Raw genomic sequence first — 13,488 nt, 5'->3', positions numbered from 1 at the left:
GCGGTCCCTCGATGCCACCAGACCCGGTGACACCACCCCCCGGATCATGGGTTCGACTGGGGGCGTCAGTCATGCCGGACCTGGCGACCACGGCTCCTTGATCAGGAGCTACGAAAAAGGTAACGGGGTCGTTGACCGACTTGATGAGCTGCGGTTGGGGTAGGAGGGCCGGATCAGTCGGACTCCGCGTTCGTGCAGGTAGCGGTCGAGTTCGTGGGAGACGTAGCCCTTGTCGGAGATGATCAGCGGGCCGGGCCGGTCGTCGAGCAGGTGGGGCTCGTGGTCGCAGAGGGCCGTGAGCACCTCCCGCCCGTCGATCCCGGGGTCGGCCAACGCCCAGGCGACCGGTAACCCGGCAGGAGTGCGGAGGCAGTGCCGCCCGTAGGCGGCGGTGGTAGCCGGACTGGCCGGGCAGGTACTGAAACGCACCGGGCATCCGGGCCGGCAGGAACCGCAGCCGGCGGGCCTCGGAGGTGAAGCCGAGCAGGGCCCGGGCCACCGCGAGGGTGACCGACGCGGACCGGTGCGGGACGTCCGCACGCAGCAGCGAGTTCGGCGTTCTTCGCCGGAGGTGGTGCCGCGTTCGCGGACGCGGGCGTAGAGCGCACCGGTGTCCGAGCTTGAGCAACTCGCCTCGGCTCTCGTCCTCACGCGCGCCATATGTCGATCAACGACTGTGGCATGGGCCTTGACGTAGCAGGCCGCCGCTGCCGCCACGGCTGTCACCACCAGCCGGGCGGTCGGGACATCGAGCTCCGGGGCGACCAGCGGTAGAAGCCAGCCTGAACCCGCCCACAAGGCGTTCCGGTCGGCGACGTCGACGACCTGCCCGTACCGGTGTGCGGTCAGGTCTCCAACCGTCGCCAAGAGGCGAGGAACACCAGCGCCGCGACGAGCGACCCGGCCAGGGCGAACGACCCGGCGCCGAGGTAGACGTCCCACTCGTAGTCGTGGTCCCGCACCGCGCCGGCCAGACCGGCGCGAGCGAGCGGCACGCCCCACAGCACACCGCCCAGGACCAGTCCCACCACGGCGGACACCACGGCGAACGCCCCGATGACGACCCGGCCGACCCGGCGACGGCCCTCGTAGCGGTTCAGCGCTCCGCGGCGCGCCAGCCACCACGACGCGAGCGCGGCCAGTGCCAGGGCGATCGCGTCCGCGGCGAGGGTGTCGCTGAGCCGGTGCCACTTCGCGGTGAGCGTGTACTGACCGATGCCCACCGCCCACGGCAGCAGGAACAGCATCACCACGCCGCGCCACCGGTGAGGCGCGACGATCACGGCGGCGAACAGCACGGTCATGGCGATCGCGGTGTGCCCGCTGGGCAGGCTGTTGTGCGCGTAGTCGCCGGTCACCTCCACCAACGGGGGCCGGACGAGCACGAACCGCTTCAGAGCCTGGACGACCACTTGGCCGACCACCACAACACCGACCGCCGCGACCGCCAGGTCCCAGCGCCTCCGCAGCGCGCCGACCAAGGCGATGAGCACCACGGCCGCCGCCAGCGAGTAGACGGTGATCTCGTCCAGCGCCCGCCACGCCTCACCGGCCTGGGCCGCGTCGACCTGATCCGCGCCGCGCAACGCGGCGTTCTCCAGCGCCTGACCCGTCACCGTCCACACGGCCAGCACGTAGACCAGAACCGCGACCCCGGACGCCGCGACCGCGATCACCGCCCACCGCCGGGACCGGATCGGTGCCACGACCTGCTCAGGTCGGCGGTCGGACTCTTCCTCCGATGCCACGCCCGCACTCCCCACCACGACGATCAGAGGTCCATCATGGAGCGGCGCGGTGCCCACCGCCCGGTGTGGCGACGAAGCGATCGCCGGACGGTGTACCCGCCTCGGCGGGAAGCCCGGTCGCGACTGCGGAAGGGTGCCTGTCCAGTCGTCGGTGCAGGTCGGAACCTTGGAGCGCGGCGGCTCGGGTGACGCGAGGTCTTCGCAGCGTGCCCATGATCCGCTCCCGGCGCGGTCGGAGGCGGCGCGATCTGGGAGTGCAGTGACGGTACGTCCGCCGGCCGTTCCCGGCGAGCTCCTCGGGCACGAGACCACGTCCGGCCGTGTCGACGAGTACACGTTCGGACCTAATCCTGCTCGTGGACCGGTGCCGGAGTTTGGTCACCCCGTTGCCGGGCATCTTCCCCGACATGGGCGCGAATCGCCGCGGTGAACCCAGGAGCGGCGCGGAACGCGAACCAGGACTGCCACTGAGGCGAGCCGCCGGTGATGAACACTCCCGGGTGGCGGCAACCCTGACGTCCGCGTTCCGCGAGGACCCGCTGTTCGCGTGGCTCTTCCCGGACCCGGCAACACGCCCGCGCCGCTCGGCGGAGTTCCTCGAGGCGATCGTCGAGTCGACCGCCGGCCACGGTGGACTCGTGATGGTCTCACCCGACTACGAGTGCGCCTACCTGGCGTACCCACCCGGCTGGCACGGCGAATCCGCCGAGGACAACGCCCTCGACCGTCCGGGGCTACGTGACCGGTCCGAGGCCGTGGGAACGCTGACGCGGCTGTTGGGGCAACGCCGTCGCGGCCTGCCACCCCACCTCTACTGCACCTATATCGGCACCAGGCCCGAAGCGCAGGGCCAGGGCAGGGGCCGGGAACTGATGGCGGGCTTCGCGTCCTGGTGCGACGCCAACGCCGTCGGCTTCTACGCCGAGGCGACCTCGCCGAGAAGCCTGGCGCTGTACGAGCGCGTCGGGCTCCCGCGGCTCGGCGACCCGATAACCCTGCCGGGCGGACCTCATCTCCAACCGGTCTGGCGCAGCCCCGCGGATCCCAGGACCCGGCCGCGCCCGCAGTGACCGTGTTGTCGGTGTATGCCTCCGGGGAGGTCCGCACTGGTCACCCTGGCAGTCGCTCAGGCGCTGCTGGGGTTCACCTCGGAGGCCCGGTGGCTGCGGTTCCTGCCCGTCCGGATGCCCGGCGCGTTCCGGTACCTGCCCGGCCACTCCGGCTACAACCGCCGCCTGCGCAGCGCGTTACCCCTGGTCAAGCAGGTCATGCGCCTGGTGCGGCCGACACCGACCCAGGGAGCGACACCACCTGGATCGTCGACTCCACCCCGGTCGAATGCGGCCGCTCCCTGCCCGACCGTGAAGCGCTCGGAACGGGGCGGCTGGGCGAAGTACGGCTTCTGCCGCTCCCACTCGCGCTGGTTCCGGGGACAACCGGACCCCGCATCCCGGCGGGCCGCATCGCCCAACGCCTCCTGGCCCTGACCGCCGCCATCTGGCACAACCGGGCCACCGGCCGGCCCGTCACCCGGTCCCCGACCGCCTACGACAACTGAACCGAGTTATGCATCACTCGTCCAGCGGTGGCGCGGCCCGAACGTCAGCCGCAGGCCGCGCACGGCGAGGCTGAGCAGCGGCCGGCGGGGGAGCAGCCAGGCCAGCGGGCCCTTCGGGTCGATGTGCCAGGCGGCGCGGACCGGCGTGACGCGGCCCGTGGCGCGCAGGGGCGTGCGGGCCAGGCCGGCGCCGAACGCCTGCCACGTCGACCCCGCCACCGGCAGCCGCACCCCGAACCGGGACGGCCGCGCCCGGACCGAGGCGATGGGCCCGCGGTCGTCCCGGGCCGAGGCGACCCACCCCGGACCCCAGTCGAACCCGGCCCGCTGCTTCGGGATGCCCCACAGCTCCCGCCCACCCGCCTGTGACGCCGGGCTGTCCACCCAGATGCGCGGGATCGACACCCCGACCCGCCACCCGTCCCGCACCACCACGGCCGCCACCACCTCGTGGTAGGCCATCCCGGGCGGCCGGTAGTCCACGAACGCCACCCCGACCACCGCCCACCCGAACACCGTCACCACCCGCACCGGCAACCCCGGCACCGCCGCCGCCCGCACCAACCACACCGCCACACACGCCCGGCCGTGCAGCACCCAGGGTTCCGGTGGATAGCTCATCGAACGCCCAAGCCCCGGCGAGGGCGCCTCGGTGGTGCCGGGGTGGGGGCGGGCTCGGTGGTGAGGCCGGTGTAGGCGGCGAGCCAGCCCGTGGCGCGGTAGTCGCCGCGGCGGGTGAAGACGGCCACCCCGGTCTCGTTGTCGTCCTCTTCCGACGGCGGGTACGCGATCGTGGCGGAGGTGGTCGGCGCGGTCCAGGTCCGGCCGCGCCAGGCGATCGCGGAAGCGCCCGTGCCGCCGGTGACGGTGGCGTTGTCGGCGTGCGCGGCCAGGGTGTGGTTGGTGGTGCGTTCGCGCAGCAGCGCCGTGTAGCCGGCGTGGTCGAGAACGCAGCCCGCCGGGGAACGCCCCGGCGGCCAGTCCGGGGCGCGGACACCCCGGGCGACCGCCGAGCGCCACAGGTCCGGCACCACCTCCCGGAGGTGGGCGCGGGTCGCCATCTCCTCGCACATCCACAGCAACCGGCCCGCGCCCCGGCCCGGCGCGAGCGCACGCCAGCGGACGCGGTGGTCCAGGTCGGCGGCCACCACGGCGATCCACGGGTGCACGGTGCCCAGCACGCCCTGCGCGGCCAGCCACGCCAGGAACCTCGGCGCCTGCTCGTACACCGGGTGCAGGGTCGACATCGGGATGCCGCCCGCCACCCGCCGCTTGCCGTCGAACAGGTGCGGCGAGCGTGCCGCGAGCAGCAGCGCCGCCCACGCCAGGTCGCCGGGCGCGGTGGTCGTCTGCGAGCCCAGGCCCTTGACCGACGTCGTGTTCGTGATCTGCGACGTCCTGCCGCCCGCCTTGATCACCGTGGCCACGGCCGGCCGCACCGGTTCCGGCACCGGGATGCCCGCCAGGTCCCGCACCGCGACCGACAGCACGAGGCTGAGCGCGTTCTCCGCCTCGTCCGGGTCGTGCGGCACGGGCAGCAGGCCGAGCGTGCGGCGCAACCGGTGCCCGGTGTGGGTCGACACCATCATCCGCGCGGTCAACCGGCCCAGCTCGGTGATCGCCAGCCTGCCGTCGACCGCGGTCAGGTGGCCCTCGTCCACCAGGAACGACACGGCCTCCTGCACCGGCTCCACGTCGTCGTCACCCTGCGCGTGCGCCAACGTCTCGACCCACCACGCCTGCGCGTCGTCCACCGTGCCGATCCGACCCTGGAGCACCTCGGCCAGCACGTGGTCGGGCAGCGAGTCGCGGATCCGCGAGTAGACCGAGTACCCGGCCACCAGCCGGGTCTGCCAGTCCGCGCGCTGGGTCTCGTCGACGATCAGGTACGACCAGCCCTCCGTCTCGCCCGCGCCGACGCGTCCGGCCCGGCCGAACATCTGCAACACGGTGGACGTGTCGATCGGCTCGCCGCCGATGCCGACGTCCCGGACGATCACCGCCCGCGCGGGCAGGTTCACACCCGCCGCGACGGTGGACGTGGCGACCAGGACGTCCGCCTCACGGGCGCGGAAGGCGCGTTCGGCGGCGTGCTTGTGCTCGTAGTCGGCGTAGTGCAGGCGGACGCCGACCTCCGCGCACGCCTTGGTGAGTCCGTCGACGTCGTCGGCGGCGACGGTGTGCACGGGCGCGCCCCGGTCGGCGGCGATCGCCATCGCGGTGGAGCGGACGTTGCGCTTGGAGCCGCAGAACACCAGCACGCTGCCGCCCTCGGCGGTGTGGCGGTGGGTCAGGTCGAGCACGACCTGTTCCCGCAGCCGGTTGTTCGCGGTGAAGCCGGAGGCGGCCGGGATCGTCGGCAGCTGCCAGGTGACCTTCGAGGGCCGCCAGGTCGTGGCCACGAGGTCGGCTTCCAGCCATTCGGCGACCTCGGCGGCGTTGGACACGGTTGCCGAGAGCCCGACGATCCGGACCGGCGAGTCGGTGCCGCGCACCCGGGCCAGCAGGGCTTCCAGCAGCGCGCCGCGATGGGGGCTGCCGAGCAGGTGGATCTCGTCCACGACCAGGCAGCCGACTTCGCCCAGCGCGGCCTGCAGGGAGCCGGCGCGGCAGATCGCCTCGAACTTCTCCGTGGTGGCGACCCAGAGGTCGGCCGCTTTGACGGCTTCGACGTCCACGGCGTACTCGCCGGAGAGGCGTTCGACGCGCAGGCCCTCGGTGCGCCAGCTCTCCAGTTCGCGGTCGAGCTCGTCGGTGAGGGAGCGTTGGGGTACGAGCCAGGCGGCCTTGCGGCCCTCGTGCAGGATCGCCTTCAGCACGGCCAGCATGCCCATCGCCGTCTTGCCCGCGCCGGTCGGCGCGGTGATCAACAGGTGGGAGTCGCCGTCCACCAGGTGGGGTGCCGCCTGGGCCTGGGCGGGGTTGAGGACGGGGAAGGGCAGGAACCGCGCCCAGTCGGCGGGCACGAACCGCTCGACCGGGACGGGGTCGGGGACGGTGTCGGCGTCGACCGGTTCGTGCAGGTCCCACACCATCTCGAAGGCCAGCCGAGCCGCCCGCGCACCCTCGCCGACCACCGACTCGCACCGCTCCGGCACCACGCCGCCGACGTCGGACAGCCAGGCGGTGGCGGCGGTCGCGGACACTTCCTCCTGCTCCAGCCAGTGCCGAACGGCCCGGAACGGCACCCCTGCTGCGGCCAGCCGTTCCCGCACCGCGTCAAATTCGGACAAAGCGGGCAAAACGACTCGCGCGTCCACCCCGGTCGGCACCTCGGGCACATCGAACCCGGGGTCGACCGTCTTGCACCACCACACGGGCCGCGACTCCCGCGCCGCCACCGCCGGCGGCAACACGGGCGCCGACGCCACCCGAGCCGCCGACGCCACCTCCGAACCGCTGAGGATCGACCGGATCCGAGCCGCCATCGCGACCGTGGAAACCCGCCTCACCGGCCGCGCCACCGCCGACCCCTCGGCCTCCGCTGGCCCACGACCCGCGGTTTCCGCCGCTGAGACCTGCGACTCCACCCCCGCTTCCGCCGCGTTCGCCCCGACCGCCGGCTCGCCACCCCCGGGCCCACCCCGCGACCCCACCCCACCCCGCGCCCCGGCCGGCATCCCCGAATCCGCACCGACCCTGGACCCGGGCCGCCGCGACCCGCGCCCTGTTGGCCCGCGCCCGGCCGACCCCGAATCCGCCACGACCCGCCGCCGCGAACCGGGCTCCAACGGCAGGTCCGGCGCGATCTCGGGCACGTCGGCCTCGGCACCCCGCGCGGCGGCGGCAGGCGCAGCGGCGGCGGGGGCAGCGGCAGCAGGCGCAGCGGCGGCGGGGGTGGTGGCAGCAGGCGCAGCGGCGGCGGGGGTGGTGGCAGCAGGCGCAGCGGCGGCGGGGGTCGGGGTGGTGGGTGGGCGGGTGGCGCGGGACTGGCGGGCCAGGGCGTCCAGTTGGGCGTCTTCGGCGAGGCGGCGGGAGACGGCGTCCGGGCGCAGGTCGCCCAGGACGGAGCGTTGGGCGAGCTTGAGCTCCCGCAGCGTGAACGACGCGGGGCACGTGGGGCAGGCCACGGCGGCCTGGAGCTGTTGCCGGCCGCGGTCGGGGTGGGCGCGGTACAGGCCGTGGAGTTCGCCGTCGCACTTCGGGCACCGGCGGTCGATCGGGAGCGGGGAGAGCTGCCAGCCCGGCTCGGCGTACCGGGCGATCGCGGGCTCCGGGCGGACGCCCCACCTGGCTTCCACGACTCCGGCGACCGAGGTGTCCACCACCGGCGACCCGTGCTCCACTCGTCGCCTCCCGTCCCGGTCGCCGCGGTCGTCGGCACCCCCTGGCGGCCGAACGCGCGGCCGTCGTGATGCTATGCCGGGCCGCGGTCGGGCGGCCCTTGTGGTGATGGAGCGGGGCTGGTCGGCGCTCCGTCATTCCAACCGAGGTACGAGAACAGTGTTTCCGTACATGTCCCGGCCATGATCACCCGATCGTGTTCAGCAGCGGATGTGCTCCTCCTCCGTCAGCGACCCGTGGTGCCCGCCCAAGGTAGTCAGTCCCGGCCCGACCGTCGACTCCGAACCCGGCCGAAACCCGGCCGGCACCGGCGGCACCACGTCGGCCGGCGATCCGGGGCACGAGCGGGTCCGTGGCACCCACCCCGGGCCGCCGGGCAGGATCACCACCGTGACCACCGAACGGATCGGCCCACCGCTGCGCGGCGACGAACGGGAGACGCTGCGCGCCTTCCTCGACTACCACCGCGCCACCCTGGCCCTGAAGTGCGACGGCCTGTCCACCGAGGAGCTGCGCCAACGCTCCATGCCGCCGTCCACCCTCACCCTGCTGGGCCTGGTCCGGCACATGGCCGAGGTGGAGCGCACGTGGTTCCGCCGGGTGATCAACCACGAGGACGTCCCGCTGGTGTGGTCGCCCGACGGCGACTTCCAGGTCGCCTACGACGCCTCCGCCGCCACCAGGTCCGAGGCGTTCGCGGCCTGGCAGGAGGAGGTCGAGCACTCCCGCCGCATCGAGCGCGAGGCCGAGTCGCTCGACGTCACCGGCCACCACGAGCGCTGGGGCGAGGACGTCTCGCTGCGCCTGGTCATGCTCCACCTGATCCACGAGTACGCCCGGCACAACGGCCACGCCGACCTCCTGCGCGAAGGCATCGACGGCACGGTCGGCGCGTGAGCGCGGCAGGTCAGTCGTGGGCCGGGCGCGGCACGAAGCGGCCGACCAGCTCCACCAACCCGGCCGCCACCGCGCCGACCGCCAGCCCCACCAGCAGCCGCTGCGGCGTCACGTCCAGCAGGAACACGTCCCTCGCCAGCACGGGCACCGCCAGGATCACCACCGCCGCCGACGCCAGGCCCGCCAGCAACGCCACCTTCCACCCCGCCAACGGCCGTGCGAGCACCGACAACGTCCACAGCGACGCCACCAGCACCACCACCGTCGCCACGGTCTGGCCGCCCGCCCGTCCTCCGGTCGGGTCGAGCGCACGGATCGCCAGGTCGCCCCCGAACGCGGCCAGCCCGATCACCACGCCCGTGGGCGCGGCCAGCCGCAGCACCCGGCCCAGGAAACCGGGCACGTAACGGCGTCGGTTGGGCCCCAGGGCGAGCACGAAACCCGGGATGCCGATGGTCAACGCCGAGATCATGGTGAGCTGGATCGGCGCGAGCGGGTAGGCGATGCCGCTGACCAGCACGACCAGCGCCAGCACCAGCGAGTACGCGTTCTTCACCAGGAACAGGTTCGCCGCGCGCTCGATGTTGGCGATCACCCGCCGACCCTCCGCGACCACGTCCGGCAGGTGCGCGAACCGGCTGTCCAGCAGCACGAGCTGGGCCACCGCCCTGGTCGCGGCCGCGCCGTTGCCCATCGCCACGCCGATGTCGGCGTCCTTGAGCGCCATCGCGTCGTTCACGCCGTCGCCGGTCATCGCCACGACGTGCCCGCGCCGCCGCAACGCGCCCACCATCGCCCGCTTCTGCTGCGGCGTGACGCGGCCGTACACGGCGGAGGTCTCCAGCACGTCGGCCAGCGCCTCGGGATCCTCGGGCAACGTGCGGGCGTCCACCGCCTCGTCCGCCGCCGAGATGCCGGGCACGCCGACCGCCACCGCCACCGCGCCGACCGTGCGCGGGTTGTCGCCGGAGATCACCCGCAGCGCCACGCCCTGCTCGGCGAAGTACCGCAGCGTGTCGGCGGCGTCGTCGCGGACCCGTTCGGCGAGCACGACCAGCCCGCGGGCGGTGAGGCCGGCGGGCAGCGCCGTGCCGTCGCCGGGGGAGTCGGCGCGGGCGAGGACGAGCACGCGGTTGCCCCGAGCGGCGAGGTCGGCGGCCGGGTCGGACAGCGGCCCGCCGCGGGGGAACACCATCTCCGGCGCGCCCAGCACCCACGTGCCGTGGCCGTCGGTGTCCACCGAGGACCACTTGCGGCTCGACGAGAACGGCACGCCGCCGGTGCGCCGCCAGGTGGCGGAGGTGAACCGCTCGGCCAGCGCGGCGGAGGTGGCGTTCACGTCGGGCGCCGTGGCCAGCAGCGCCAGGGCCTCGTGCAGGTCGTCGTGCGGGCCGTCCGCGACGAGCCGGTCGAACACGATGTCGCCGTGCGTGAGCGTGCCGGTCTTGTCGAGGCAGACGACGTCCACCCGGGCCAGCACCTCCACCGCGGGCAGCTCCTGCACCAGGGTCTGCTCGCGCGCGAGGGTCACCGCGGCGATCATGAACGCCAGGCTGGTCAGCAGCACCAGCCCTTCGGGGACCATGCCGACCAGCGCCGCGACCGCGCCGGTCATCGCCTCCTGCCAGTCGTCGGTGTCGGGGCTGCGCAGTTGGCTCCACAGCAGCAGCGGACCGACCACGAGCATCATCAGCGAGATCCACCGCAGCAGCTTGTTCGTGCCCGCGACCAGCTCCGACCGCACGACGGTGAACCGGCGGGCCTCGGCGGTGAGCCGGGTCGTGTAGGCGTCCGCGCCGACCGCCGTGGCCCGGAACCGGCCGGAGCCCGCGACCACGATCGACCCGGACCGCACCTCGTCGCCGACGGCCTTGTGCACGGGGTCGGACTCGCCGGTCAGCAGCGACTCGTCCACTTCGAGGCCGTCGGCCGCGGTAACCTCGCCGTCGGCGACGACCTGGTCGCCGGTGCGCAGGCCGATCAGGTCGTCGGCCACCACGTCGCCGACGTCGACCTCGGAGGTCACCCCGTCGCGCGTCACCCGGGCGCGGGGCGCGTTGAGCACGGCGAGCCGGTCGAGGGTGCGCTTGGCGCGCAGCTCCTGCACCACCCCGATCGCCGTGTTGGCGACCACCACCAGCCCGAACAGGCCGTTCTGCCAGCGCCCGGTGGCCAGGACGACTCCGAACAACGCGGTCAGCAGCCCGTTGAACGGGGTGATGACGTTCGCCCGGACGATCTGGCCCGTGCCGCGGCTGGTGCGCGACCGCACGGCGTTCGTCCGCCCGTCGGCGACGCGCCGCGCGACCTCCGCCGAGGTCAGCCCCGACGGCCGCTCCTCCCGCACGCCGGCGACCTCGGACACGGCGACCTCCCACGCCCATGGTCACCTGCCGCCGCGATTTCCGCCATCAGGGGGACGACAGCGCCTTGATGGCCCGGCGTTCGTCCGCAACGGCCCCATGGACCTGCTCGCGCGGGCGTTCCACGCCGCCACCCGCACCGGCCGCCGGCCCCGGCTCGCCCTCCGAGGACGCGCTCCGCCTGCCGGAACCCTGGGCCGCCTCCGAGCAGCCCACAACCACCGGGGAACGCCCGCGGCAGCCGCCGTTCACCCGACCGCGCTCGAGTTTCGGACCCCGGTGATCACGGCTAGCGTCGGTGCCATGCCGTCGACCGAGCGCCCCGCGGACGACCTCGACCTCCTGGACGCCTACTGGCGTGCGGCCAACTACCTCTCCGTCGGGCAGATCTACCTGCTCGACAACCCGCTGCTGCGCGAACCGCTGCGCGCCGAGCACGTCAAGCCGCGCCTGCTCGGCCACTGGGGCACGACCCCCGGCCTGAACCTGCTCTACGCGCACCTGAACCGGGCCATCCGGCACCGCGACCTCAACGCGCTCTTCGTCACCGGACCAGGCCACGGCGGACCGGGCCTCGTCGCCAACGCCTACCTCGAAGGCACCTACAGCGAGGTGTACTCGGGCATCGGCGAGGACGAGGACGGCCTGCGCGCCCTGTTCCGCCAGTTCTCCTTCCCCGGCGGCATCCCGAGCCACGTCGCGCCGGAGACGCCCGGCTCGATCCACGAGGGCGGCGAGCTGGGCTACGCCCTGCTGCACGCGTACGGGGCCGTGTTCGACAACCCCGACCTGCTGGCGGTGTGCGTGGTCGGCGACGGCGAGGCGGAGACCGGGCCGCTGGCCGCCAGTTGGCACTCCAACAAGTTCCTCGACCCCACGCGCGACGGCGTGGTGCTGCCCGTGCTGCACCTCAACGGCTACAAGATCGCCAACCCGACCGTGCTGGCGCGCATCCCGGACGACGAGCTCGCGTCGCTGCTGCGCGGCTACGGCCACACACCGCACTTCGTCGTCGGCGACGAGCCCAAGGCCGTGCACGAACAACTGGCGTCCACATTGGACACGGTGCTGGACGACATCGCCGAGATGAAGCGGTCGACGCGGCGGCCGCCGTGGCCGGTGATCGTGCTGCGCACCCCGAAGGGCTGGACCGGGCCGCGCGAGGTGGACGGCCACCCGGTCGAGGGCACGTTCCGCGCGCACCAGGTGCCGCTCGCCGCCACCCGCACCGACGCGGGCCACCGCGCGCGGCTGGAGGAGTGGCTGCGCGGCTACCGGCCCGAGGAGCTGTTCGACGACAACGGCCGGCTCGTGCCCGAGCTGCGCGCCCTCGCGCCGACCGGCGACCGGCGGATGAGCGCCAACCCCCACACCAACGGCGGGCGGCTGCTGCGGGACCTGCGGATGCCCGACTTCCGCGAGCACGCCGTGCCCGTCGAGCGACCCGCCGTCGAGAGCAGCGAGGCGACCAGGGCGTTGGGCGCGTTCCTGCGCGACGTGGTGCGCCGCAACCCGGACAACTTCCTGGTCATGGGCCCCGACGAGGTGGCGTCGAACCGGCTGTCGGCCCTGTTCGACGTCACGGGCCGCAAGTGGGCCGCCGAGACGGTGCCCGGCGACGAGCACCTCGCGCCGGACGGCCGCGTGCTGGAGGTGCTGTCGGAGCACCTGTGCCAGGGCTGGCTGGAGGGCTACCTCCTCACCGGCAGGCACGGCCTGTTCACCAGCTATGAGGCGTTCATCCACATCGTGGACTCGATGCTCAACCAGCACGCCAAGTGGCTCAAGACGACGCGGAAGATCCCGTGGCGCGCGCCGCTGGCGTCGTTGAACTACCTGCTGTCCTCGCACGTGTGGCGGCAGGACCACAACGGGTTCAGCCACCAGGACCCCGGCTTCCTCGACCACGTGGTGAACAAGAAGGCCGAGATCGTCCGCGTCTACCTGCCGCCGGACACCAACACGCTGCTGTCGGTCGCCGACCACTGCCTGCGCAGCAGGCACTACGTGAACGTGATCGTGGCGGGCAAGCAGCCCGCGCTGACCTACCTGGACATGCCGGACGCGATCGCGCACTGCACGCGCGGCCTGGGCATCTGGGACTGGGCGGGCACCACCGAGGGCGAGCCGGACGTGGTGCTGGCGTGCGCGGGCGACATCCCGACGCTGGAGACCCTGGCCGCGGCGAAGCTGCTGCGCGAGCACCTGCCCGAGCTGAAGGTGCGCGTGGTCAACGTGGTGGACCTCATGCGCCTGCAACCGGACACCGAGCACCCGCACGGCCTGTCCGACCGCGACTTCGACGCGCTGTTCACCGCGGACAAACCGGTGATCTTCGCCTTCCACGGCTACCCGTGGCTCATCCACCGCCTCACCTACCGCCGCGCCAACCACGCGAACCTGCACGTGCGCGGTTACAAGGAGGAGGGCACGACCACCACGCCGTTCGACATGGTGATGCTCAACGACCTCGACCGGTTCCACCTGGTCATGGACGTGATCGACCGGGTGCCGTCGCTGGGCGGCGCGGCGGCGTCGTTGCGGCAGCGCATGGCCGACGCCCGGCTCGCCGCGCTCCAGTACACCCGCGAGCACGGCGAGGACGACCCGGCGATCGCCGGGTGGACGTGGAGCTGAC

Annotated in this window: 7 protein-coding genes; 3 read left to right on the top strand and 4 right to left on the bottom strand. The window is 73.5% G+C overall.

Features of this window, described 5'->3' with window-relative positions:
- Window positions 1-845: 845 nt before the first annotated feature.
- Window positions 846-1,748, bottom strand: a complete 903-nt coding sequence (locus LZG04_RS41075; RefSeq protein WP_233827375.1) for a phosphatase PAP2 family protein — start codon at window positions 1,746-1,748, stop codon at window positions 846-848.
- 500 nt (window positions 1,749-2,248) lie between these two features.
- Here LZG04_RS41075 and LZG04_RS41070 point away from each other — a divergent pair, with 500 nt between their 5' ends.
- A complete protein-coding gene (locus LZG04_RS41070) occupies window positions 2,249-2,818 on the top strand; it encodes a GNAT family N-acetyltransferase (protein WP_233827374.1) in 570 nt (189 codons plus the stop codon).
- 494 nt (window positions 2,819-3,312) lie between these two features.
- Here the strand turns inward: LZG04_RS41070 and LZG04_RS41065 are convergent, their stop codons facing one another.
- Window positions 3,313-3,927 (bottom strand): acetoacetate decarboxylase family protein, encoded by a 615-nt coding sequence (locus LZG04_RS41065; RefSeq protein WP_233827373.1) that lies wholly within the window; start codon window positions 3,925-3,927, stop codon window positions 3,313-3,315.
- On the bottom strand, window positions 3,924-7,592 hold the full coding sequence (locus LZG04_RS41060) for a DEAD/DEAH box helicase (RefSeq protein ID WP_233827372.1): 3,669 nt from the start codon (window positions 7,590-7,592) through the stop codon (window positions 3,924-3,926). The genes LZG04_RS41065 and LZG04_RS41060 overlap by 4 nt, the downstream gene beginning before the upstream one ends.
- A 388-nt stretch (window positions 7,593-7,980) precedes the next feature.
- On the opposite strand from LZG04_RS41060, the gene LZG04_RS41055 reads away from it, so the two are divergent.
- Window positions 7,981-8,487: a DinB family protein gene (locus LZG04_RS41055; protein WP_233827371.1), complete on the top strand. Its 507-nt coding sequence runs from the start codon at window positions 7,981-7,983 to the stop codon at window positions 8,485-8,487.
- Window positions 8,488-8,497: 10 nt separating this feature from the next.
- On the opposite strand, the gene LZG04_RS41050 is transcribed toward LZG04_RS41055, so the two are convergent.
- On the bottom strand, window positions 8,498-10,852 hold the full coding sequence (locus tag LZG04_RS41050) for an HAD-IC family P-type ATPase (protein ID WP_308199697.1): 2,355 nt from the start codon (window positions 10,850-10,852) through the stop codon (window positions 8,498-8,500).
- 301 nt (window positions 10,853-11,153) lie between these two features.
- Here LZG04_RS41050 and LZG04_RS41045 point away from each other — a divergent pair, with 301 nt between their 5' ends.
- The gene (locus LZG04_RS41045; protein ID WP_233827370.1) at window positions 11,154-13,487 is read left to right on the top strand and encodes a phosphoketolase; all 2,334 of its coding nucleotides are present in this window, start codon (window positions 11,154-11,156) and stop codon (window positions 13,485-13,487) included.
- Window position 13,488: the final 1 nt, after the last annotated feature.

Source organism: Saccharothrix sp. S26 (assembly GCF_021390395.1).
Classification (GTDB): Bacteria; Actinomycetota; Actinomycetes; order Mycobacteriales; family Pseudonocardiaceae; genus Actinosynnema.
This window is presented reverse-complemented; position numbering and strand designations above follow the sequence as displayed.

What these genes read in the sequence shown, in the direction of transcription:
- LZG04_RS41065 (WP_233827373.1), bottom strand. Translation starts at nt 3,927, where the DNA reads ATGAGCTATCCACCGGAACCCTGGGTGCTGCACGGCCGGGCGTGTGTG.
- LZG04_RS41045 (WP_233827370.1), top strand. Translation starts at nt 11,154, where the DNA reads ATGCCGTCGACCGAGCGCCCCGCGGACGACCTCGACCTCCTGGACGCC.